The sequence below is a fragment of the Desulfoscipio gibsoniae DSM 7213 genome (assembly GCF_000233715.2).
Classification (GTDB): domain Bacteria; phylum Bacillota; class Desulfotomaculia; order Desulfotomaculales; family Desulfallaceae; genus Sporotomaculum; species Sporotomaculum gibsoniae.
This window is the reverse complement of sequence record NC_021184.1, coordinates 2562514-2587138: the sequence shown is the minus strand read 5'-3', so window position 1 is coordinate 2587138 and position 24625 is coordinate 2562514. Positions and strand designations below refer to the sequence as shown.

The following is a 24625-nucleotide window of genomic DNA, read 5'->3' as shown; positions in this document are numbered from 1 at the left end:
ATTTAATGGAGGGCTATGTTATGATCGTGGTGATGAATCACAATGCTGTCAACCATGATATAGATAAAGTATTAGAAAAGTTGGAAAGCGCGGGCTTTCAAATTCACCTCTCCCAGGGTGTGGAGAGGACTATTATCGGAGCTATCGGTGATAAAACCAGGCTGAACGATTTATCCCTTGAGGCGATGCCGGGCGTGGAAAAGGTGGTGCCCATACTGCAGCCCTACAAAATGGCCAGCCGTGCCTACATGGATGAACCCACCGTAGTCAAGGTAGGGGGGCTGGATATCGGTGGGGACACCATTCACGTTATGGCCGGTCCATGCGCGGTGGAAAGTAGGGAACAGCTGCTGCAGGCGGCCCAAATCGTTAAAGAGGCCGGGGCCACACTATTGCGGGGCGGTGCTTTCAAGCCCCGTACTTCGCCCTATTCTTTCCATGGTTTGGAGGAGCAGGGGTTGGAAATGCTTGCCGAGGCTAGGGAACGCACAGGCTTATGTATTGTTACCGAAGTAATGGATCCTCGTACAGTTAATTTAGTGGCCCAGTATGCTGATATTTTGCAAATCGGCACCCGCAATATGCAAAATTTCTTTTTGCTGCGGGAAGTGGCCCGGGCCGGTAAACCGGTATTGTTGAAACGTGGCTCTTCGGCTACCATAGAGGAATGGCTGTTGGCGGCGGAATATATACTGGCCGAGGGCAACCGGGATGTAATTCTATGCGAGAGGGGAATACGCACCTTTGAAAATTACACCCGAAATACACTGGATCTGACGGCTGTGCCGGTAATTAAATATTTAAGTCACCTGCCGGTAATCGTAGATCCCAGCCACGCCATCGGTAAATGGCGATTTGTAGAACCCATGTCCCGGGCAGCCATAGCGGCGGGGGCGGACGGCCTGCTGGTGGAGGTGCATCCCAACCCGGCGGAGGCTCTGTGTGACGGGCCCCAATCTTTAAACCCGGAAAATTTCCGGGTGCTCATGAAGGAGTTAGGAGGTATTGCTGAAATAATGGGTAAACAAATGGGTCATTTACCGTGCTTATAAAAAGCTGTGCCATCATCGGTATAGGTTTGATCGGCGGTTCACTGGGTTTGGCGCTTAGTGAACGGAAATTGGCGGGTTATATCTATGGTGTCGACTTAAACCAGGAAAACCTGGCACTGGCTCTGGCCGCAGGTGCAGTGCACCAGGCCGCTGCTTTGCCCGAAGCCGTATCCCATGCCGATCTTATAGTCCTGGCCGCGCCGGTGGGGGCCACTCCGTCATTATTAAAAGACATAAAACAATTTTTAAAGCCCGACGCTGTGGTAACAGATGTGGGCAGTACCAAAAAAAGTGTGGTGGAGCAAGCCGGGGAGCTAATTGGCGGCCGGTTTGTGGGCGGGCATCCCATGACCGGTGCTGAGACAGCCGGTTTTAGTGGTGCCGATTCCTATCTATTTGAGAACGCATTTTATTTGTTGACTCCCACATCCGAAACCGATGCCGGTGCGGTGGACACTGTGCGCAGGTTGGTGCAGGCCATAGGTGCTGTGGTGCTGGAAATGTCACCCCAAGAGCATGACATGGTTACGGCCGCCATCAGTCATTTGCCCCATTTCATGGCTGTATCCCTGGTGGCGGCGGTGTCGGGCATGCCCGTGGGAGACAAAGCTATGTTGCTGGCTGCGGGTGGCTTCCGGGATACTACCCGGATAGCCGCCGGCAGTCCTACCATGTGGCGGGATATATTTTTATCCAACGGTGATCAGGTGCTGTGGACATTGGATTATATGCGCAGTGCCATGGATGAGCTGGAGTCCGCCCTGCGCCGGCAGGATGCTGAAAAAATAATGCACATACTTTCCGGTGCCAGCAATGTCAGAAAAAAGCTGCCGCTTAGACCTAAAGGGTATCTGCCCCATATTTATGAAATTGTCGTTACAGTACCCGACCGGCCCGGAATCATTGCGGGTTTGGCCGGTATGCTGGGCGATGCGGGCATTAATATAGCGGAAATTGAAATACTGCGTGCCCGGGAAGGATACGGCGGCACCATAAGGGTTGGCTTTGCCACGGCGGGTGAGCAGGACCGGGCTATGGAATTGTTTCAGGCCAAGGGAATTAAATGCCGCCGCAAGGCTTAATTGCTGTATATTGTACTATTTGAAAAACAGTAACAGGTTACAGTGTTAAATGTAATATTTACATTAATACATATAAATTAAATTACATTGGTACGATTGATAATTAAACTAAGGCACTGGTATGTAGGGTGACAGAGGAGGGTGATCAGTGGAAGTTGCGATAAAGCCGGTACATGCCCTGCGCGGAGATGTGCAGGTGCCGGGAGATAAATCCATATCCCACCGGGCTGTAATGTTGGGTGCTCTGGCTGAAGGGGAAACAGTAATTGATAATTTTTTATTTGGCGAGGACTGCCTTTCGACTATACGCGTGGTCCAATCTTTGGGCGTAAATGTGCATATCGAAAAGGATCGGGTGGTGGTGCGCGGCGGTGGACTGAATGCTCTCCGGGAGCCGGATGACGTGCTGGACGCAGGTAATTCTGGCACCACCATGCGCTTGATGGCGGGGATACTGGCCGGCTGCCCGTTTTTCTCGGTGCTCACGGGCGATGCATCGCTGCGCCGCCGCCCCATGCAGCGGGTCATGCAGCCGCTGGCCGCCATGGGGGCCGGCATCATGGCCAGGAGCGGCAACTCCTATGCTCCCATGGCCATCACGGGGGGCGATATTCGCGCTATTACATACAAATCGCCGGTGGCCAGTGCCCAGGTTAAGTCTGCTGTTTTGCTGGCCGGTTTATTTGCGGACGGCCCCACCACGGTAATCGAACCGGCCCGCACCAGGGATCACACCGAGCGGCTGCTGAGTTATTTCGGTGCCCGGGTGGAGGTTAAGGATAAACAAATATCGGTGTGGGGAAGACCAAACTTGCCGGGCCGTAAAGTTGTTGTGCCCGGAGATATCTCCTCGGCGGTGTTTTTACTTGTGGCCGGTGCTGCAATGCCGGGATCGGACTTGCTGGTGCGCAATGTGGGCATCAATCCCACCCGTGCGGGTGCGCTAAATGTGCTTATAAAAATGGGCGCTGTATTAGATATTGCAAACGAGCGGCTGGTTAGCGGCGAGCCGGTTGCAGATATCAGGGTTCTGGGCGGCCGCCTGACAGGCACCCAAATTAGTGGCGACATCATTCCCTACCTTATAGATGAATTGCCTGCGCTGGCAGTGGCTGCAGCAATGGCGGAAGGGGAAACCGTGGTGCGTGATGCCGCAGAGTTGCGTTACAAGGAAACTGATCGGATTACTGCAGTGGTGAAGCTGCTTGGCGAAATGGGCGCTGACATTACCGAGCGGGAGGACGGCTTTGTTATACATGGCGGACGCCCACTGCAAGGGGCGGAATGTGATAGTTTCGGCGACCACCGTATGGCCATGGCGGCAGCCGTGGCCGGCCTAAAGGCACGGGGGATAACCAGGATTAAAGAGGCTGAATGTGTAAAGATTTCCTTTCCTGCATTTTTTGATACATTAAATTCTATAAGTGTGCAATAATAAACCTGGAAGGAAATCACCTTTTTCAGGTTTATTTTTTTATATTAAAGAGGATATTCCATTAGCATGTCGAAATAATTGACGTATTCGTTTACCTGGAGTGGAACACGATGGGGCGTTTGGTAAATATTGCTATAGATGGCCCTGCAGGTGCTGGGAAGAGCACGGTGGCTAAGCTGGCGGCTGAAAAGCTGGGCTACGTTTATATAGATACCGGTGCCATGTATAGGGCTGTAACATTACAGGCATTAATGGATAAAATAGATATGAGTGATGAAACAAACCTGACCCGGATAGCAGAAAGTGTGGATTTGGCATTGAGGGCTGATGAAAGCGGTAATACCCGTGTCTTTTTAAATGGTGTGGATGTTTCTCGCCAAATTAGAACTCCTGAAGTTTCGCGCAACGTTTCTCTGGTTTCCCAGGTGCCCGGTGTAAGGCGGAGAATGATGCAGCTGCAAAAGGAAATGGGTGCCAGGAGCGGTGTGGTCATGGAGGGTAGAGACATAGGCACTCAGGTGCTGCCGGATGCAGAGATGAAATTTTTTCTCACTGCCTCCGTGGAAGAGCGGGCCCGGAGACGCTATGCCGAGCTCATACATCGCGGGTTTACGGTGACTTACGATGAAGTTTATAAAGATATCGCCCAGCGGGATAATATTGATTCCCACAGGGCGGTGGCACCTCTGAAGCCGGCTCGTGACGCTGAAATAATTGACTGTACCGGTATGACTGTGGAACAGGTGGTTGACGCAATTGCGGCCCGGGTTTCTGGGAGGTCCCTTTAATGTTCTACAGTGTTAGTAAGATAATTTGCCTGTCATTCCTTAAGCTGGTGCGCCAGTTAAAGGTTTTGGGCGACTCCCGATTATCTGCCGACCAGGGAATAATAGTGGTAGCCAATCACATTAGTTATTGGGATCCTCTGGTTATAGGCTGTTCATTGAATAGAAGGATATATTTTATGGCCAAGGCACAATTGTTTAACTATTTTGTGCTTGGTTCCATAATTACCAAACTAGGTGCCTTTCCAGTACAACGAGAAGGTGCCGACCGTTCATCCATACGGCGGGCATTGGAGTTACTTAGCGCCGGAAAAGTGGTGGGCATCTTCCCAGAGGGTACCCGCAGTAAAACTGGTGAAATGTTAAACCCCCATTTAGGTGCTGCCATGTTGGCCTTAAAAGGGGGGGTGCCATTGTTGCCGGTAGCTGTCAGCGGGACTAAAGGGTATTGGGGGCGAATTAGGGTAAATATCGGCAGGCCGATGCATTTTACCACCCAAAACCGGCGGAAAGTGTCCAGGGCGGAAATGGAATATGTCAGCCGGGAGTTGATGGCGGAAATAGGCCGTTTGCTGGCGGTTATCGATAAATAGCGTAGGTAGTATATTTATAATTTTGGGTAAAGTTGCGGTGAAGTTGATGAAGGTAAAAGTTGCCGCCAAAGCGGGGTTCTGTTTTGGCGTGAAAAGGGCTGTGGATATAGCTCGCAAATGCTTACATGACAGAGATGGACCAGTATACACGCTGGGTCCGCTGATTCATAATGACCAGGTTATCGAAGCGCTGGCCCGTGAGGGTATCGGGTCGGTAAACGATTTAGATGAAATTAATGGGCCGGGAACCGTGATTATCCGATCCCATGGTGTGGTGCCTGAAGTGTTGCGCCGTGCTGAGCAAAAAGGGCTTGACCTGGTAGATGCCACTTGCCCTTTTGTGCGCAAAGTACAGCGGACGGTGCGCGATCTCGTTCAGCAGGACATACCTGTGGTGGTGGTAGGTGATCCCAAGCACCCGGAGGTAGAGGGTATAGTTGGTTGGTCGGGTGGTAAGGCCATGGTGGTGGCCGATGCCGACCAAGCCAAAAAGTTGGAGAAATATCATGAGATAGGCGTTGTAGCTCAGACAACCCAGCGGCAGAATAACTTTGACGCTGTGGTAAAAGTTTTAAAGGACAGCGGAAGTCGGGTGCAAGTATATAATACCATCTGCCTGGCCACGGCCGAAAGGCAGAAAGAAGCACAGGAACTTGCGCAGCAGGTGGACGCCGTACTGGTGCTGGGAGGCAAAAACAGTGCCAATACAGCTAAACTGGCTCAAATTTGCCGTACTGCCGGAAAACCGGTGTATAGGGTAGAAACAGCCGAAGAAATAGATTTTGCGTGGTTGAAAGGACTCCGTACAGTGGGGGTTACGGCAGGCGCATCTACACCCGGCTGGATTATAGAGGAGGTTAGTTGTCGAATGATGGATTTTGAAGAAACCAACAAGGAAGAAGTAATGGAAACACAGGTTGAGGAACAATCTGAGGCCACAGATGAGCCACAGGAGGACATGAAGCAGGAAATGGAAGACGCTGTAGAGGTAAAGAACCTCAAAAACGGTGATATCGTTACCGGCGTGGTGGTCCAGGTTAACCAGGACGAGGTGCTGGTGGATGTGGGTGCCAAGTCGGAAGGAGTCATACCCATTAGGGAACTATCCAATTTTAGCGTAGATTCCCCACAGGATGTAGTAAAAGTGGGTGATGAAATAAAGGTATATGTGTTAAAATCGGAAGACAATGAAGGCCGGGTAATTCTTTCTAAGGAAAAAGCCGATGCCGAAGAGGCCTGGGCACGCCTGGAAGAAACAATGAATGAGGGTCAGGTAGTCTCCGGTTCTGTTCGTGAAGTGGTCAAAGGCGGTTTGCTGGTTGATGTAGGGGTGCGAGCATTTCTGCCGGCTTCGCTGGTGGACAGGGGCTATGTTGAAGATTTGAGCAAATATCTAAACATGGAAATAGATGCCCGGGTTATTGAGCTCAACCGGGCTAGAAGAAAAGTAATTCTTTCCCGTAAAGCCGTACTGGAGGAGGAATATGCTCGTAAGCGCGAAGAGCTGCTGACCAACCTCGAAGAGGGCCAGGTGGTCAATGGTATCGTTCGCCGTTTGACCAATTTTGGTGCCTTTGTAGACATCGGCGGTGTTGACGGTCTGCTGCATATTTCCGAAATGGCCTGGTATCGCATCAATCACCCTTCTGAAGTGGTCCAGGTGGGCGATGAGTTGGATGTTAAAGTGCTGCGTGTGGACCGGGAAAATGAAAAAGTTTCCCTGGGCTTAAAGCAAGTACTGGCCAATCCCTGGGACAATGTTGTAGAAAAATATCCCGTAGGCAGCGTTATCAATGCCAAGGTAGTGCGACTGGCTCCCTTTGGTGCCTTTGTGCAGCTTGAACCCGGTGTAGAAGGCCTGGTACACATATCCCATTTGGCCGACCGGCATGTAGCTACTCCTGATGAAGTTGTGCAGGAAGGTGAAGAAATTAAGGTTAAAGTACTAAGCGTGGATTCTGAAGAAAAACGCATTCGGTTGTCCATCAGGGAAGTGGACCGGGAAAAACCAAGCAAAGCCAGTCCCAAGGAATACCAGCCCAAAAAACAGGAGACACCACCATCCAATGACGGTGGTACTGCAACCATTGCTGACTTGGTGGGCGACATTTTTGATAACAAGGAATAGTATTATCACTGAACTGTGATAGATAGCAGGCAGGTTATTCTTGCAATATAATACAAGAAAAGAGGCTTACGCAGCCTCTTTTTTTTTTGCGCTAAATTAGCTTAGCTTGGAAGCATTTGCAGCGCTGCGTTATTGTGAAGCTATGGGTGTCGGGCACACATATTTTCTTTTATCCGGGGAAGCATAATTTTACGAATATAACAGCTATCATTTTATTAAGGAGGGTGCGCAATGACGCAGTTGCCCATCGGTATTATTGTTCTAATTGTGGTTTCAATTTTAATTTACTTTGGCCTGGCCCAGCGCGTGCTAGACAGAATGCGGCTTTCGGACCGGGCCGCTTTGGGGATACTTGCCCTGCTGGCCGTGGGGAGTTTTATCGATATTCCCCTTAGCACCGGTCGATATGATGTATCGGTAAATGTGGGCGGTGCACTGGTGCCGCTGGGTGTGGCCATCTACCTGCTGAGCCGGGCGGGGACATCCAAAGAATGGGGCAGGGCCCTTATAGCAGCCTTGATTACCGGCGCTGTGATTTACGGTGTAGGGTACTTTATGGGGCGCGGTGATGTAGAGCCGGGCGGGCGATTCTTTGGCTACCTGGACTCACTGTGGATTTATCCCATCGTCGGCGGCCTGGTGGCCTATCTAGCAGGTCGTTCTCGACGCAGTGCCTTTATTGCAGCCACGATGGGGCTGGTGCTGGTGGATTTGGCTTACCTGATCTGGCTGGTATACACAGGCGCACCGGCCGGTACGGTGGCTATTGGCGGTGCCGGTGCATTTGACGGTATCGTGCTGGCCGGGATATTGGCTGTTTTACTGGCGGAAATAATTGGGGAAACCCGGGAAAGGCTGCAGGGCGGTCCGGCAACCGAGGGAAGACCGGCTGAATTAATGGAGGGACTGCGCAAACCTGGTTTTAGCGATGCTCAGGAAAATAATGTTGATGAAAGACAAGAAGCAGCAGAAAAAAAGGAGGGGGAACAAAGGTGAAGAAACAGCGGTTAATAATTGCCCTGGTAGCCGGCATTTTAGTGCTGGGTGTATCGTTATTGGGCTATTTTTCAGTATCTCAATCCATATCCCCCACCTGGTCGCCCGGTGACATTTTGAACAAAGGCATGGAGGCCGACCACCAGGACGGGCGGGTATTTAGAATAACCGATAACAGCAATAAATTGCTCAGCCAAATGTCCCGTTCCGTTTCGGTAGGGGATGAATTAATTACAAACGGCGGTAGGCACTACAAAATTAAAACAGTTCAGGGTTTAAATGCCCGGGCTGAGTTTGCCGGTATGGACCGGGAGTTACTGAGCTATATAGACGAGTACGAAAACATCACCGTGCCCGTGGCAGGCCAGCAGGACTGGAAAGGAAGGCCGGTTGCTTTGTACCACACCCATAGTGCCGAGTCTTATGTGCCCACTGACGGTACTGAAAGCAAACCTTACGATGGGGGTATATTTGACGTTGGAGAAGCTATGGCTGCCGAGTTAAAGAAAAAAGGTGTTAATGTTCTGCATGATAAAACGCCTCATGAACCCAGGGACAGCAACGCTTATTATCGCTCCCGGCGTACTGTGGCGGATTTGATGAAGAAAAATCCTGTGGCGATGATTGATGTGCATAGGGACGGTATACCGGACCCCGATTACTACAGCAAAAACATTGACGGCCAGGACGCCACTCAACTTCGGCTGGTGGTGGGCAGGCAAAACCCCAAAATGCAATCCAATATGGAATTTGCCAAAAAGGCTATGGCTTATGCTAATAAAGTGCACCCCGGCCTGGTGAAAGAAATATTTATTGCCAAGGGCAATTACAACCAGGACCTGATGTCGACAGCCATGTTGGTGGAAGTCGGCACTCATACTAATTCCAAAGAGGCCGCCCAGAAAGGTGCCACCTTGTTTGCCGATGCATTGCCTGGTCTCCTTGGACTGGGCGGGGTTGCTACTCCTGGAGGATACACCAGCCCGGCAGCTAACTCACCGGCCGGCTGGAGAACCCTGGCTTGGATAATCGGTGTTGCCGTGCTGGGCGGTGGCGCGTTCCTGCTGATTAGCTCGGGGAGCTGGGAAAATGCCCGTAAGCGGCTGAGTGGCTACTGGGGTAGGGAATTTGCAGGGTTTATGGCACCCATGAGAAAAAGGTTTAATAAGCATAACCGCCCATCTGGTGAAGATCAGTTTGGTGAAGGGGAACAAGAGAAGGTATACAGTGAAGACGCTAATAACGCCTTGAAAGATAACCGCGACAACGTTAGAAGCGACTAGCCCTCGCGTGGCGAAATGGGAAGAGACAAGGGGACGTTTCTATTGTCTTAATATTGTCTTAACACTGATCATCTGCCGTGCTTTAGATAAGGACGATGGAACCGTCCCTATGTCTTCCGGCGTAATCACGGGGACGGTTCGGCAATCCTAAAGCGCAGCAAAGTGCTGAAGGCAGGACAATGGAAACGTCCCCATGTCTTGCATGTATTGACCCGGCACTGGTAGCTGTGGTATCGATGTAAAGGAACGGAAGGTGTGATCCAGTTTGGAAGAATACATGGTAGTGATACTCGCCGGTACCCTGGCCGGCACTTTGACTCGGGTGCTGCTGCTGAAATTAGATTACCGCCAATACCCCGGCTATCCTCATGGTTATGTTTCCCATCTCTCCCTGGGTGCCATTGCCTCGGCCCTGGGTGCCGTGGCCGTGCCGGCATTAATGAACAAGGATTTCACCGCCTTTACTTTTTTGGCTCTTGCTGCCCAACAATTTCGCGAAATTCGCAACATAGAAAGGCAAACCCTGGAAAACTTAGAGGAGACCCGGCTTGAAAAGCGGGGTAAAGATTACATTGAAGGGATTGCCCGCACTTTTGAAGCCCGTAATTATTTGGTGATGGTTACCGCTTTTTTTACCAGTATTGCAGCGGTGCTGGCCGGTATTGGAGCCGCCGTGGCCATGGCGCTGTTGCTGGTATTGTTTAGCAGGACTTTTATGACCGGTAAGAACATTGGAGATATATGTGAAGTGATCCCCGCAAAGATTCATTTTAAAGGGTCATTATTATGTGTCAACGAAATTGATATCATGTCTGTGGGGCTGCCCAAAATGCGCAGGAAAATAGAGCAGGAGGCACTGGGCGTGATGATTAAACCAAAAGATGATAATGCCCGGGCTACTTTACATGATATGGGCCAGCGCATGGCCATCGCACATACTGCGGCTTTGATCATGGGCAGTAAAAAGGAAGTGGATATACCGGAATTTACCCCGCTGGTACGTAAAAACCCTGACACCGGTGCCGTAGCTTTATATATCATGCCTATTGAAAAGGATATGGAGTCTCTGATACTGGCCGTGCAAAGAACACCGCTGCTGGAAAGCGCCCGCGTTAAGCCGCTGAATACTCAAGCCGGGCGTATAGCCGCCGATTAATGGCATATAAATCGGCCTAAAACGGTATTGGGGGACCGCTTGGGGACCACTATGATCCAGTTGAGTGGTTTTGCTTGTACCTGTGGAGAGCACTATAGGGTTGGGGGCAAAGAGAAGGTTAGTTCGCGACAAGGGGGCAGGTTATTTGGGTGAAGTGGCAAAAGAAATACTGGCCGTTATTACCACTGATAAAAGGAAAGTAACCGGTGCTGTGCCCATATTTATCGCCGACAGTGAAGAGGAAAAGGAAAAAACCGCCCTGTTTTTGGCTAAGACACTGGACGCTATGGTACATGACCTGGAAAACGGCTGCTATTTCATAGTCCGGCATTAAAGGTGATGGCTTTGAAAATAATTTACCACTGTTTTGGAGGCACCCATTCATCCGTAACGGCAGCCGCATTTCATTTAGGTATGCTACCTTCTGACCGTACGCCAAGGGCAGAGGATTTACAGGCCATTCCTTTTTTTGATACCAGAGATAGTCGGGACCATGGCAATATTGCTTTAATGGGTATAGACGGTCAAGGTAATGAAATATACTTTGTCGGCCAGCGCGGATCGCCGCAAATATTGGAAAATATTATTCATGGGCTGGCTCGGCAGTTTGATATACCGCCACAGGATTATAAGTTGGTTAATGTAATGTATAAAGTTAACTTAAGCATGCGGTTGGGTGGCTACATGTCCCGCCGGTTTAAATGGATTTACCCCGGTCGGCCGCTGGTTACATGGGGTACTATCCATGCGTGTAGAAACATCATTAACCTGGTGCGCAGGGTGAAGGCGGGGGAAAAGTAATATAGTGAAAAGGTTAATATTTTTCAATGATACAGGTTTTCCTTATGCTGTACTAGCGGCGGCAATGCGCAGTGGTGAACTTCCTGTTTGCAGGCCGCCCGGGCACAGTGAGCTGGATCAAGTGCTGGCTCGCACAGGATTGGGCCGGGGAGATGCATCGGTATATAATCTGGGGTGTAGCAAGCAAGGCGAAAATTGTTTGGCGCTATGGTCCCAGGGTAACGGTGATATGATGGGGCGGGCAATAACAAGCTTTTTGGCTCTAATGCACATAGAAAATTATGAGCTGGTGCGTATTAAATGTCATAAAACCTTGCTGGCCAAAGCCGGTATCTGGTTGGCTAAGGTGCCTGGTTTAAAGGACGTGGGCCTATCGCTGGTATACCGCCATGTAGTGAACATATACCGTGAGTTGGGTGCCAAATATTGAGGACTGTTATAAAATGCATTTTAAAAACGGTGTAGAGTAATTCCTATTCCCTTCAATGAGTAAGATGTTAGTTTTTAAGGTTTTGATATATGATTAAGTGTTGTTAATTCAGCATTTTCCTTGACTAAATATGGCAGCTATCAGATAATGTAACAAGAATGTTACATGAGGGGAGGGTCCCCATGCGGGACCGAGGCTTAATAATTAACAACGTGGCCGATAACAGTATAGCAGATGAACTTAGGCTTCAGCCCTTGGATATGATTTTACAAATCAATGGGCAGGAGATAACTGATATCCTTGATTACCAGTATTTAACTGCTGATGAAAACCTGCAGGTACTGGTTCAAAAGTGCACTGGTGAGCATTGGCTATTAGAAATTGAAAAGGATTATGATGAAAACCTGGGACTAGAATTCCAGGACGATGGCTGGGGTCCCACCCGCCAGTGCGGCAATAAGTGTATATTTTGTTTTGTTGATCAAATGCCCGGGCAAATGCGCTCATCGCTATATATTAAAGATGACGATTACCGGCTGTCCTTTGCCCAGGGCAATTTCATCACTTTGACCAATGTTGGTCCTTCAGAACTTAGGCGTATAGCCCAAATGCGGTTGAGCCCGCTATATATTTCCGTACATACCACTAACCCGGCCTTACGCCGGCAGATGATGGGTAATCCCCGGGCCGAACAAGTCATGGACCAGCTTCGTTACCTGGCTGAAGCCAATATCCAAATGCATACCCAAGTGGTGCTGTGTCCGGGTATTAATGACGGTCCCGAACTTAACCGCACCATTAGCGACCTGGGTGAACTATGGCCGGCGGTTTGCTCACTGGCTGTTGTTCCTGTAGGCTTAACCGGCTGCCGCGATGGGCTATTTAGACTGCGCTCCTTTAATGCCCAGGAGGCCGGTGAGGTGGTGCAAGAGGTGCAGCGCTGGCAAAAGGTTTTTATGGCCGAGTACCAATACCCGCTCGTTTTTGCCAGTGATGAATTCTACCTGCTTGCCGGCGTACCCATTCCCCTCGCGGAAAACTACGGCGGCTTTCCCCAAACCGAAAACGGTGTGGGACTAGTGCGCCTTTTTATGGATGAATGGCATCAGTTATCCAGAGGGTTACCCGGGCGTACTGAATACCCGATGCACTATTCTTTAGTTACCGGCACTCTGGCCAGGCCGGTGCTGGAACCGGTGGTGGCCGAGCTGAACCGGATTGCTGGGCTGCAGATGGACTTGCATGTTATGGAAAATAAATACTTTGGCAAAACTGTTACCGTAGCTGGTTTGCTGACGGGGCAAGATTTGTTGGAAGGACTGGCGGGGCGTAATTTGGGGGAAAGGCTGTTCATACCCGGGGTTATGCTGCGGGAAGGTGACCATGTATTTTTAGATGATATTACCCTGGATGAGCTTGCCGGCAGGCTGGAGATAAAGGTCAGCCCGGTGGATGACCTGGGGGAATTGGTACGCCTGATGGGGCTGTATCCTTGATTTAGGTGCCGGGTGTTGAAAGGTTGAAAATCTTAGATTTTCAACCTTTCAACACCCGGCACCAACAGCGGATACTGCTGACAGCGTGGGTGAAAAAACACTTTTGTTTTCATAATGAAAGGGCTACCCCTTTTGGAGAGAGGTGTACTTGTGGCGAAATCAATAGTGGCAATAGTTGGCCGTCCCAATGTAGGTAAATCAACACTATTCAATCGCATCGTAGGCGGGCGGGTGGCTATAGTGGAGGGAGTACCCGGCGTTACCCGGGACCGTCTCTACCAGGATGCCGAGTGGAATAACCGCTGGTTCACCCTGGTGGACACCGGCGGGTTGGATTACCAGGACGAGGGTGAAATAGTATCGCATATTCGCAAGCAGGCCGAGCTAGCCATAGAGGAAGCTGACCTGGTGCTTTTTGTAGTGGATGCCCGGGCCGGGTTAAACGGTACTGATGAAGATGTGGCCCGGGTTTTACGCCGTTCAGAAAAACCCGTCATCTTAGTGGCCAATAAAGTAGAACATTTTGATAAAGTCCATGAATTATATGATTTTTACCGCCTGGGGCTTGGTGAACCGTTGCCCGTTTCAGCTGCCGAGGGTTTAAATACCGGAGATTTGCTGGACAGGCTTGTGCAAGAACTGCCTCCGGCCGAAGAAGATGAAACTGAAGAAGATGTAATTAAGATTGCTGTTATCGGCCGCCCCAATGTGGGCAAATCATCGCTGGTAAATGCCCTGCTGGGCGAGGAAAGGGTTATTGTCAGCAATATACCGGGCACCACCAGGGATGCTATTGATTCATACATCACCAGGGGAGACAATAAGTATTCCATCATTGATACAGCGGGTATCAGGCGGCGCAGTAAAATTGGCCTGTCTACCGAAAAATACAGCGTAATTCGTTCGCTGCGTGCTGTTGACCGCAGTGATATAGTGTTAATGCTGATTGATGCGGTGGAGCAATTAACCGACCAGGATAAGAGGATTGCCGGTTATGCCCATGAAAAGGGAAGGGCTTCAATTTTAGTGGTTAATAAATGGGATTTAGTTGAAAAAGACGACCGTACAGCTAACCGCTATATTGAAAATCTGCGGGATGGGTTGGGTTTTATGCAATATGCACCTGTGCTGTTTGTCAGTGCACTGACCCACCAGCGAGTGCACCGGGTGCTGGAATTGGTGGATTATGTTAGTGAACAGCAAAACATGCGTATTGCCACTGCCGATTTAAACCAGTTACTGCGGGAAGCTATGCTGCATAACGCTCCGCCCCAGGACCGGGGCAGACACCTTAAAATCTTTTATGCCACCCAGGCGGGGGTAAAGCCGCCCACCTTTATCTTGTTTGTCAATGAGCCGGAATTAATGCATTTTTCTTATCTGCGTTATATAGAAAACCAGCTGCGTTCGGCTTATGGTTTTGAGGGCACTCCTATTAAGCTGGTTATGCGCAAAAGATAAGGAGTGGAACTATGTACATATTGCTGGCTGTTATGATTAGCTACCTGATTGGTTCAATACCGGTGGGCGTGCTGGTGGCCAGGACCAAAGGCATTAATATAATGGAGCACGGTAGCGGCAATATCGGCACCACCAATGTATGGCGCAACCTTGGCCCCGGGTATGGTCTATTTGTGCTGGCCCTGGACATGGCCAAGGGGGTGACCGCCGTGCTGGTGGGTCGTTATTTCGGCGGTGTTGAAACTGAGTTGCTGGCCGCTTTCGGGGCCCTGTGCGGGCACAGCTGGTCTGTATTTTTACGTTTTAAAGGCGGTAAAATTGTCGCCACCGGTGCTGGTGTAGTGCTGGCCATTTCTCCTTTGGTTACACTGGTGGCGCTGGTGGTACTTTTAACCACCCTGGGTATTAGCCGCTATGTATCCTTAAGTTCAATGATGGCGGCCATAACAGTACCCACTGCAATGGCTGTTTTGGGCATGGATAGGTTATATATCATCTTTGGTATCATATTAATGATATTTGTTATCTATAAGCACCGTTCCAATATACAAAGGATTTTGTCAGGTACGGAATACAAGGTGGGAAAGGGCAGGAGGATATAGTGTGGCTGTAAGTTATGAACAAATTACCGTGTTGGGTGCCGGCAGTTGGGGCACAGCTTTGGCTTATCATCTGGTGGGGGATGGCTGTAAGGTTAAACTGTGGGCCAGACGGATGGAACAAGTGGAGGAAATAAATACATACCGGGAAAATAAGCGTTATCTTCCCGGCGTTTTTTTGCCCGATAGTATTCAAGTAACAGCGGACCTAAAACAAGCGCTGGCGGGCGCCCAGTGTGTTGTATTCAGTGTTCCCTCGCATACTTTTAGAGCTGTGTTAAGAGACGCTTTGCCATTGATTAATACCGGAGCACTTATTGTGAACACTGCTAAAGGCATCGAGGAAAACAGCATGCTCAGGCTTTCCGAAGTGTTTGCTGATGAGGCCGGTCCATCCGGGGCAGAACATTATGCCGTGCTTTCAGGCCCCAGTCATGCCGAAGAGGTGGCCCAAAAAATGCCCACCGCCGTAGTGGTGGCCTCTGTTTCTTCGCGCACTGCTGTGCTGGCCCAGGATTTATTTATGCAAAAAAATTTACGGGTATATACCAATCCAGATATCATAGGTGTTGAGCTGGGCGGGGCATTAAAAAACGTCATTGCGCTGGGCACCGGTATTGTGGACGGCCTTACCGGCAGTGACAATTCCAAAGCGGCACTGATGACTCGGGGATTGGCGGAGATCACCAGACTGGGGCTGACTATGCAAGCCAATCCTTTAACTTTTGCGGGACTGGCAGGACTTGGTGATTTAATTGTTACCTGCACCAGCCGGCATAGCCGCAACCGGCGCGCCGGTATAGAAATCGGGCGGGGCAAAACATTACAGCAAGCGCTGGACGAGGTCAACATGGTGGTGGAAGGGGTGCGCACCACCCGGGCCGCGCATGGCCTGGCCGCTACCTGGGGCATCGAAATGCCCATCACCGAGCAAATGTACCAGGTACTTTTTTATGATCTTCCCCCCCAAGCTGCAGTTAACAATCTAATGACTCGTGTAAAAACAAGGGAAGTGGAAGAAGTCGCTCTTACCAAAATTAAGTGGTATGCCGAACGTGATGGTGCTGACTAAGTTGGTACCGGGTGTTGAAAGGTTGAAAGATTTAAATCTTTCAACCTTTCAACACCCGGTACCAAAGGTTTACCGAAAAGGCGGTGTAATTATGCAAACAGTAGAATTTAAGGGAAAACGGCCGCGGGTTGCTCCGGGAGCCTTTATTGCCCCCACTGCTACTCTGATTGGCGATGTGGTTGTGGAGGGAGGGGCCAGCATCTGGTTTAGTACGGTGCTGCGCGGCGACTTTGGTCAAATTAAGGTGGGACAGAACACCAGCGTGCAGGACAATGCGGTGGTGCATGTTCAACCCGGTGGTAAGGTTGAGATCGGCCCTAACGTCGTTATTGGCCATGGTGCGGTATTGCATAACTGTACTATTGAAGAAGGTGCTATAATCGGTATGAATGCGGTTATTTTAGACAACTCAGTGGTTGGCTCTCAATCTATGATTGCCGCAGGGTCCGTGGTCACCGAGGGAATGCAAATCCCCCCCAGGCACATGGCCGTGGGTGCGCCGGCTAAACCCAAAAAAGAATTAACAGGCAAAACGCTTTTGAGGGTGCAGCAAGGCGCACAGTCTTATATGCATCTGGTAAAAGCATATTTAGATGAAGGCACGGGAGTTGTTGACTTGAAAGAAAATTAGCTAGTTGTCAGTGGTTTGTATGTATGATATTTAACCTGGCTTTTAAAGCCGGGTTTTTCTATTTTATATATCCAAGATGGGATCATAATCATGATAATAAAATATGGCGTCTATGCTGTGCGGTCGATTTAATTTAACACTTTTACCAAAAATCAGTCCTTATCACTATATGCCGGCAGTTACATGAATTCTTTACACTTAACAATAAATAGATTATACTAGCAAGATTAGTAAAAAATGTATATAATGTAAAAAAATAATTAGAGTTGCCGTCCGGATAGGTTAATAAACATCAATAGGCTGTGTATATGTTTCTGGTGGTGGGTGTCCAAGCTGCAACAATTTTAATGGCGCATTTTAGACTAAACAGTAATAAACACAATGATTAATCATATATATATAATGTTAATGTATGCCATTGGAAAAAACTGCTCGTGGACTAGGCTGGCTGATGGCCTTTATATACCGTTTTTCCTACCGGTAGGGGGGATGCTAATCTGATAAGCTTTTGTTAATTATATAAATTTTTGATAAGGAGGGAGTGCGTTCATGGAAAAGTATGATATTTTCCGCGATATTGCGGAACGCACCGAGGGGGATATTTACCTGGGTGTTAGCGGCGGCGTGCGCACAGGCAAATCAACTTTTATTAAACGGTTCATGGATCTAATGGTCATACCCAATATTGAAAATGAATACGAACGAGAGAGGGCCAGGGATGAGCTTCCCCAAAGCGGGGCCGGCAAAACTATTATGACTACTGAGCCCAAGTTTGTGCCCAATGAGGCGGTGGAGCTGGAGATAAGCCCCAATGTTAAAGTAAAAGTTCGGTTGGTAGACTGTGTTGGGTACAGGGTGGAGGGGGCTCTTGGCTATGAGGATGAGGAAGGTAACCCGCGCATGGTTTCTACCCCCTGGTTCGAAGAACCCATTCCATTTGAGGAAGCCGCAGAAACAGGTACCAGAAAGGTAATCAGTGAGCACTCCACCATTGGCCTGGTGATTACCACTGACGGTACCACCACTGATATAGCAAGGGAAAATTTCATACCCGCCGAGGAAAGGGTAGTTCAAGAACTGAAAGATATCAACAGGCCTTTTATCATTATTTTAAACAGTACCAGTCCTAGTAGTGAAGATGCTATTCAACTGGCTGATGAACTTTCGGAGAAATACGATGTGCCGGTTATTCCGGTTAACTGCGCGGAAATGCTTCAGCCCGACATACTGTTAATTATGGAGAAAGCTTTGTTTGAATTCCCGGTAAATGAGGTTTCCATTGCTATGCCTATGTGGGTGGAGGAATTGGAACAAAAACACTGGCTGAGGGAAAAATTTGACACGGCGGTACAAGATACTGTACAGCAGGTGCGCCGTCTCCGGGATATTGACGGGGCAGTGGAAAAACTGGGCGAATATGACATGGTACAGGCAGTTAATTTAAATAACCTGGATTTGGGCACAGGTACTGCCGCTATCGAAATAAGTTCCAAGCCTGACTTATTTTTCCGGGTGTTGTCGGAAGAGACCGGTTTCCAATTGGAGGGTGACCACCAGCTGTTTCGCTTGGTCAAGGAATTGGCTGTTGCCAAGCGGGAATACGACAAGGTGGCCCCTGCCCTTATGGAACTAAGGGAAACCGGCTACGGTATGGTAACTCCGGGTATTGATGATATGCAGTTGGAAGAGCCGGAACTAATCAGGCAGGGCAGTAGATTCGGAGTCAAGCTGAAGGCCAGTGCACCTTCTATTCATATGATTAGGGCCAATATCAATACTGAAATAACACCTATTATTGGTACTGAAAAGCAATGTGAGGAATTGGTACGATACATGCTGAATGAGTTTGAGGAAAACCCACAAAAAATTTGGGAATCTGAAATATTTGGCAAATCGGTCAGTGACCTGGTGCGCGAAGGTATTCAAAACAAGTTGCAAAGAATGCCTGAAAACGCTCAGACTAAGTTGCAGGAAACTGTCAAGCGTATTGTCAACGAGGGCAGCGGCGGACTTATCTGTATCATCATCTAACCGGTCGAAAGACCGGTTTTTTTAGTTGGAGAAATAAGAATAAATATTTTGAATTATTGTATATGATGAACATAAACCTGGTTTAATGAAAAAGGTTGCTATTGAATATAAATAATGTTATAATGTCTACCGTGCATGGAAATATATCCGCGCAGCATGGACGACAATTATTAATCAGAGGCAATATATGAAATATAGTTGATAAATGTGATTTCATGAGAGGCAGGGCAAGAACCGTCTCCGCTTGCCTCACGGAGGTGTAAAAAGGTGGCGGGCAAGGAACCGCGGTTTTTTTTAGTTCAGGAGGATATTCTGCCAGAGGCCTTATATAAAACGGTCCAGGCCAAGGAACTGTTGATGAGCGGTGAGGCAGCCACTGTTAATGAAGCGGTGGAAAGGGTGCAGTTGAGCCGTAGCGCCTTTTATAAATATAAAGATAAAGTTTACTCTTTTTATCGCTGGAACCGCGATCAAACAGTTATTCTGGAAATGTTGCTGGAACATCGCTCAGGCGTTTTATCTGCGGTGCTTAATAGCATTGCTGCGGTAGGGGGTAATATTATAACCATTAATCAGAATATACCCCAGCAGGGTGTGGCCATGGCTACTGTAACCATTGAGACTGCTAATTTAAAATGTGATGTGGAAAATATGCTCAAACTGCTGCGTAATACCCTGGGCGTTAAAACAGCCAAGGTGCTGGGCGCATAGTATAGTATAATGCACAAATTAACGATATATTAATGGTGCGGGGTAAGAGTTGACAGTTTTGTGTTGGGAATTGCAAGATTATAATATTATCCATTAATTTTTCATGCGTCTCGCAACATGACAGGAAAGGGGCTTTAACTATGTCGGTTGAAAATATACAAATTGGCCTTCTTGGCCTTGGTACGGTAGGCCGGGGGGTATATCGCATCATCACTGGCAATGCAGAGAATATCAAACGCAAAGTCGGGGTGGGCTTGGAAATTAAAAAAATAATGGTACGGGACACCTCAAGGCAGCGTGGTATTGAAATCGACCCGGGCAAGCTGACCAACAAAGTAGAGGATATACTTAATGACCCCGAGATAAAAATAGTAGTGGAGGTTATGGGTGGTATAGAGCCCACGCTGGACTATGTCAGCCGGGCGCTGGAGAACGGTAAAAGCGTTGTCACCGCCAATAAAGATATGATCGCTGTTTACGGCAAGCAGCTTTTTGCTATGGCTGAGGCCAATAATGCCGACCTGTTATTTGAAGCCAGCGTAGCCGGCGGCATACCCATTATTAGGCCGCTGAAGCAATGCCTGTCAGCCAATCGCATTACGCAAATCATTGGTATTATTAACGGTACTACCAATTATATGTTGACTAAAATGACCGAAGAGGGTTCAGATTTTGCCGATGTACTGCGGGAAGCCCAGGCCAAGGGCTATGCTGAGGCCGATCCCACCTCGGATATTGAGGGCTATGATGCGGCTCGCAAGCTGGCCATATTGGCTTCCATTGCCTTTAACTCGCGAATTGTATTGGACGATGTATATGTTGAGGGCATTACAAAAATTACCGCCGAGGACATTGCTTACGCCGGTGAGCTTAACTACATTGTTAAATTGCTTGGCATTGCCAAGGAGACCGGGGATGGTGTAGAGGTGCGGGTGCATCCTACCTTGATACCCCGAGATCATCCCCTAGCGTCGGTTAATGATGTGTATAACGCTATTTTTGTCACCGGCGACGCTGTGGGGGATACCATGTTTTACGGCCGGGGAGCAGGGGAAATGCCCACGGCGAGTGCTGTGGTAGCTGATGTCATGGACGCTGCACGTGATTTATTGCGCAATGTGCCGGGGCTTATCTCCTGCACCTGTTATGAAGAAAAGCCCGTTAAAGATATGGGATCCACGGAGAGCAAATATTATGTGCGCCTGGATGTGACCGACAGGCCCGGTGTGCTGGCTTCTATTGCCTATGCCTTTGGGGATAAGGAAGTCAGCCTGGCTTCGGTGCTGCAAAAGCAAACCGATGGTAATAAGGCGGAAATTGTGCTGGTTACCCACAGAGTGCATGAAAAAAACATGCAGGAGGCGTTGGAAATCATTAAACATTTATCTTCGGTCAATGCGGTAGCCAATATAATCCGCGTGGAGGGTGATTAAATCTGTGATTAGAGTTCAGGTGCCGGCCACCACTGCTAATTTGGGCCCGGGCTTTGATTGCTTGGGCATGGCGCTGGAACTGTATAATATAGTGGAGTTTACTAAAATTACCCGGGGCCTGGTTATCGAAGTAGATGGCGAAGGTGCTGGGGAACTGCCGCGCAATGAGAGTAATCTGGTTTACCGGGCTGCCAAGCGGGTTTTTGATAAAGTAGGCTACTCACCAGCGGGGCTGCGCATTCGGCTGGTTAATAATATACCAGTGGGTCGGGGGCTGGGCAGCAGTGCTTCTGCCGTTATCGGTGGCATAATTGCCGCCAACAGGTTATGCGATGCCGGTCTAAATAAACGGGAAATGTTGGCCCTGGCCTGTTCTATGGAAGGGCACCCGGACAACATTGCTCCGGCGCTGTTGGGTGGCCTGGTAATATATGCTTCTGTGGAGGGGGAAATTACCTGGACCAAGATAGATCTGCCGGCGGGACTGAAGGCAGTTGTGGCTGTGCCCGATTTTACCATGAGTACCAGGGATACCAGGGAGGCGCTGCCGCATATGGTAACCATGCGAGATGCTGTGTTCAACATTAGCCGGGCGGCATTGTTGGTGGCTGCGCTGCAAAAGGGAGACCTATCTGTGCTGGGTACGGCTATGGATGATAAACTGCATCAACCTTTTCGCGCCGGGTTGATCCCTGGTTTTAAAAAGGTTATATCAGCTGCCAGGCTGGCCGGTGCCCGGGGTGTGGCCCTGAGCGGTGCCGGGTCCGCCATAGTCGCTTTGGCTGATAATAACCAGGGATTAATTGCGGAAGTAATGAAAGATACTTTCCGGGAAAGCGGCGTCAGCGCTCGTTCCTTGATTCTGGCGCCCAGCCCGGTTGGAGCAAGAGCACTGGAAGTAATATAAGGGGTGGATGAAATGTTAATTGTACAAAAATTCGGCGGTACATCAGTGGGGGACTCCTCGCGAATTAAAAATGTGGCCCGGCGGGTGGTGGAACAGTATCGCAAGGGTAATCAAATGGTGGTGGTGGTTTCGGCCATGGGTGACTCCACTGACGATTTGATAGACTTATCCCGGCAAATAACCGATAATCCGTCTCCCCGGGAGATGGATATGCTGCTGTCCACCGGAGAGCAGGTATCAATCGCACTGCTGGCAATGGCTATCAAAAACCTGGGTGTAGAGGCGATTTCCCTAACCGGACCGCAGGCCGGTATTAAAACGGACATATATTATTCCAAAGCTCGCGTAACCGCTGTGGATAATACCCGCATGCGGGCCGAAATTGCCAAGGGTAAAATACTGATTGTAGCCGGTTTCCAGGGGCTGAACGAATTTGGTGATATCACTACCCTTGGCCGGGGCGGCTCGGACACCACAGCAGTGGTACTGGCTGCGGCGCTGCAGGCAGATCTGTGCGAAATTTTCACCGATGTGGACGGTGTCTATACCACTGACCCAAGGGTAGTGCCCGAAGCGTGTAAACTGGACACCATTACCTACGATGAAATGCTGGAGCTGGCCCATCTGGGTGCGGCGGTGCTGCATCCCCGGGCGGTTGAATGCGCCAAGCTTTACAATATACCGCTGCATGTCCGGAGCAGTTTCAACAATCACCCGGGCACCATTGTAAAGGAGGAAATCGATATGGAAAAAAGTATGGTTATTACCGGTGTTACATATACCAAAAATGTCGCCAAGCTGGGTATTTTTGGCGTGCCCGACCAACCGGGCATTGCTTACATGGTGTTTAAAACTCTAGCCGATAACAACATCAGCGTAGACATGATTGTACAAAGTTCCATGCGCGATGGTGTCAATGATATATCCTTCACAGTAGCTCAGGATGATTTGCGTAAATCACTGGAAACTATCGAGGAAATTATCAAAGTGGTGGGGGCCCAGGGTTATACCCATGACGCCGATGTGGCCATGGTTTCTGTAGTGGGAGCCGGAATGAACAGCAATCCCGGTGTAGCTGCCATGATGTTTGGAGCGCTGGCGGACACAGATATTAACATCGACATGATTTCCACCTCGGACATCAAAATATCCTGCATTGTCAAAAACAGTGAAGCAGAGCAGGCGGTTAAAACATTGCATACAAAATTTGCGCTGGACAGCGTTGGACAAAACTAGGTGCCGGGTGTTGAAAGGTTGAAAGATTAAAAGAGTCCATTATTATTTATCAGGAATCAAATACTGATTTTAACGTATTTTGCCGGAGGTATGTAATGAAGTATATAGTAGTTTTGGGCGATGGGATGGCCGATTACCCGCGTCCCGAGCTGGATAATCAAACACCGCTGCAGTATGCCAGTACCCCCCATATGGACGACTTGGCATCACGCGGGGAAATTGGGCTGGTTAAGACCGTTCCGGACGGGTTTGCCCCGGGCAGTGATGTGGCTAATCTTTCGGTAATGGGTTATGCTCCCGAGAAGTATTACACCGGGCGTTCACCTCTGGAAGCGGTAAGTATGGGCGTAGATCTGGCCGACGAGGATGTGGCGTTTCGCTGTAATCTGGTGACACTGTCGGACGAGCCTGATTACACACTTAAACAGATGGTTGATTATAGCGCCGGAGAAATAACCAGTGAGGAAGCCCGGGAACTGATAGAAACCGTGCAATTAATGATGGGCGCCGGGGATAAAAGCTTTTACCCCGGGATTAGCTACCGCCACTTGATGGTTTGGCAGCAGGGCCCGGAAAAAACTGTTTTAACGCCCCCTCATGATATTTCGGGTCGTGTCGTAAAGGATTACCTGCCCGGCGGTGCAGGTACGGACACTCTGTTGGAGATCATGAAACAAAGTTATGATGTGCTGAAGGAACACCCGGTGAATCGGGCCCGGGTGAACAGGGGACTGCACCCGGCCAATTCGGTATGGTTGTGGGGACAGGGTAAGAGGCCGCAGCTGCCGCTGTTTAAGGATTTATATCACCTGGAGGGTGCCGTTATTTCCGCAGTGGACCTGATCATGGGTATTGGTATATGCGCTGGTATGCAGGTGGTCAAAGTACCCGGTGCTACCGGCAATATCCATACTAATTTTAGAGGCAAAGCCGAGGCCGCGCTGGCTGCATTGCGTGACGGGGCGGATTTTGTCTATCTCCACGTTGAAGCTCCGGATGAGGCCGGTCACCAGGGAGATACCGAAATCAAAGTACGGGCCATAGAACAAATAGACAGTCAGGTGCTGGGTCTGCTGCTGGATGGTTTGGCGGACCTTTCCGAATACCGGTTAATGTTGCTGCCGGACCACCCAACCCCGCTAAGCATCCGCACCCATACCGCCGAGCCGGTTCCCTATGTAATGGCGGGCAGCATTACTGCAAATACTGCTAATGCGGCCAGTAAAACCTATAGCGAATTGTCCGCTGTTGCCACCGGAATAATGGTGTCCGACGGCCCCACGTTAATGCGCAAGTTTCTTGACTAA

At 49.4% G+C, this 24625-nt stretch carries 23 protein-coding genes; all 23 read left to right on the top strand.

The annotated features are described in order from the left end of the window. The first annotated feature begins 20 nt into the window (after positions 1 to 20). Positions 21 to 1052, top strand: coding sequence for a 3-deoxy-7-phosphoheptulonate synthase (gene aroF / locus DESGI_RS12155; protein ID WP_006521681.1), 1032 nt, complete (start codon positions 21 to 23; stop codon positions 1050 to 1052). Then, on the top strand, positions 1043 to 2134 hold the full coding sequence (locus DESGI_RS12150; RefSeq protein ID WP_006521680.1) for a prephenate dehydrogenase: 1092 nt from the start codon (positions 1043 to 1045) through the stop codon (positions 2132 to 2134). Before aroF ends, DESGI_RS12150 begins: the two co-directional genes overlap by 10 nt. Before the next feature lie 148 nt (positions 2135 to 2282). Beyond that, positions 2283 to 3569 (top strand): 3-phosphoshikimate 1-carboxyvinyltransferase, encoded by a 1287-nt coding sequence (gene aroA / locus DESGI_RS12145; protein WP_006521679.1) that lies wholly within the window; start codon positions 2283 to 2285, stop codon positions 3567 to 3569. Positions 3570 to 3679: 110 nt separating this feature from the next. Continuing rightward, positions 3680 to 4357 carry a (d)CMP kinase gene (gene cmk / locus DESGI_RS12140; RefSeq protein ID WP_006521678.1) on the top strand — a complete coding sequence of 226 codons (678 nt, stop codon included), beginning with the start codon at positions 3680 to 3682 and terminating at the stop codon, positions 4355 to 4357. Next, the gene (locus DESGI_RS12135) at positions 4357 to 4947 is read left to right on the top strand and encodes a lysophospholipid acyltransferase family protein (RefSeq protein WP_006521677.1); all 591 of its coding nucleotides are present in this window, start codon (positions 4357 to 4359) and stop codon (positions 4945 to 4947) included. Before cmk ends, DESGI_RS12135 begins: the two co-directional genes overlap by 1 nt. Before the next feature lie 46 nt (positions 4948 to 4993). Then, positions 4994 to 7075, top strand: a complete 2082-nt coding sequence (locus tag DESGI_RS12130) for a bifunctional 4-hydroxy-3-methylbut-2-enyl diphosphate reductase/30S ribosomal protein S1 (RefSeq protein ID WP_006521676.1) — start codon at positions 4994 to 4996, stop codon at positions 7073 to 7075. Between the two features lie 231 nt (positions 7076 to 7306). Next, positions 7307 to 8071, top strand: coding sequence for a DUF1614 domain-containing protein (locus tag DESGI_RS12125; protein ID WP_006521675.1), 765 nt, complete (start codon positions 7307 to 7309; stop codon positions 8069 to 8071). Continuing rightward, on the top strand, positions 8068 to 9354 hold the full coding sequence (gene spoIIP / locus DESGI_RS12120) for a stage II sporulation protein P (RefSeq protein WP_006521674.1): 1287 nt from the start codon (positions 8068 to 8070) through the stop codon (positions 9352 to 9354). Before DESGI_RS12125 ends, spoIIP begins: the two co-directional genes overlap by 4 nt. Positions 9355 to 9631: 277 nt before the next feature. Next, entirely contained in the window at positions 9632 to 10510 is an 879-nt protein-coding gene (locus DESGI_RS12115) for a YIEGIA family protein (protein WP_006521673.1), read from the top strand. Between the two features lie 154 nt (positions 10511 to 10664). Next, entirely contained in the window at positions 10665 to 10844 is a 180-nt protein-coding gene (locus DESGI_RS12110) for a capping complex subunit for YIEGIA (protein ID WP_041285426.1), read from the top strand. Between the two features lie 5 nt (positions 10845 to 10849). After that, positions 10850 to 11311 (top strand): DUF3189 family protein, encoded by a 462-nt coding sequence (locus DESGI_RS12105; RefSeq protein WP_157872773.1) that lies wholly within the window; start codon positions 10850 to 10852, stop codon positions 11309 to 11311. A 4-nt stretch (positions 11312 to 11315) separates the two neighbouring features. After that, positions 11316 to 11741 carry a DUF3189 family protein gene (locus tag DESGI_RS12100; RefSeq protein WP_006521670.1) on the top strand — a complete coding sequence of 142 codons (426 nt, stop codon included), beginning with the start codon at positions 11316 to 11318 and terminating at the stop codon, positions 11739 to 11741. Between the two features lie 182 nt (positions 11742 to 11923). After that, the gene (locus tag DESGI_RS12095; RefSeq protein ID WP_006521669.1) at positions 11924 to 13237 is read left to right on the top strand and encodes a DUF512 domain-containing protein; all 1314 of its coding nucleotides are present in this window, start codon (positions 11924 to 11926) and stop codon (positions 13235 to 13237) included. 150 nt (positions 13238 to 13387) lie between these two features. Beyond that, positions 13388 to 14698, top strand: coding sequence for a ribosome biogenesis GTPase Der (gene der / locus DESGI_RS12090; protein WP_041284877.1), 1311 nt, complete (start codon positions 13388 to 13390; stop codon positions 14696 to 14698). A gap of 11 nt (positions 14699 to 14709) precedes the next feature. Beyond that, positions 14710 to 15300: a glycerol-3-phosphate 1-O-acyltransferase PlsY gene (plsY, locus tag DESGI_RS12085; RefSeq protein WP_006521667.1), complete on the top strand. Its 591-nt coding sequence runs from the start codon at positions 14710 to 14712 to the stop codon at positions 15298 to 15300. 1 nt (position 15301) lies between these two features. Continuing rightward, complete coding sequence (locus DESGI_RS12080) at positions 15302 to 16369, top strand: NAD(P)H-dependent glycerol-3-phosphate dehydrogenase (RefSeq protein ID WP_006521666.1); 1068 nt, start codon at positions 15302 to 15304, stop codon at positions 16367 to 16369. 91 nt (positions 16370 to 16460) lie between these two features. Further along, positions 16461 to 17000, top strand: a complete 540-nt coding sequence (locus DESGI_RS12075; RefSeq protein ID WP_006521665.1) for a gamma carbonic anhydrase family protein — start codon at positions 16461 to 16463, stop codon at positions 16998 to 17000. Between the two features lie 549 nt (positions 17001 to 17549). Next, positions 17550 to 19031, top strand: coding sequence for a stage IV sporulation protein A (gene spoIVA / locus DESGI_RS12070; protein WP_006521664.1), 1482 nt, complete (start codon positions 17550 to 17552; stop codon positions 19029 to 19031). 267 nt (positions 19032 to 19298) lie between these two features. After that, complete coding sequence (locus tag DESGI_RS12065; RefSeq protein WP_006521663.1) at positions 19299 to 19742, top strand: ACT domain-containing protein; 444 nt, start codon at positions 19299 to 19301, stop codon at positions 19740 to 19742. A 140-nt stretch (positions 19743 to 19882) separates the two neighbouring features. Further along, entirely contained in the window at positions 19883 to 21175 is a 1293-nt protein-coding gene (locus tag DESGI_RS12060) for a homoserine dehydrogenase (RefSeq protein ID WP_006521662.1), read from the top strand. Positions 21176 to 21179: 4 nt separating this feature from the next. Further along, positions 21180 to 22082 carry a homoserine kinase gene (gene thrB / locus DESGI_RS12055; RefSeq protein WP_006521661.1) on the top strand — a complete coding sequence of 301 codons (903 nt, stop codon included), beginning with the start codon at positions 21180 to 21182 and terminating at the stop codon, positions 22080 to 22082. Positions 22083 to 22094: 12 nt separating this feature from the next. Further along, complete coding sequence (locus DESGI_RS12050) at positions 22095 to 23318, top strand: aspartate kinase (protein ID WP_006521660.1); 1224 nt, start codon at positions 22095 to 22097, stop codon at positions 23316 to 23318. Between the two features lie 95 nt (positions 23319 to 23413). Next, positions 23414 to 24625, top strand: coding sequence for a cofactor-independent phosphoglycerate mutase (locus DESGI_RS12045; RefSeq protein ID WP_006521659.1), 1212 nt, complete (start codon positions 23414 to 23416; stop codon positions 24623 to 24625).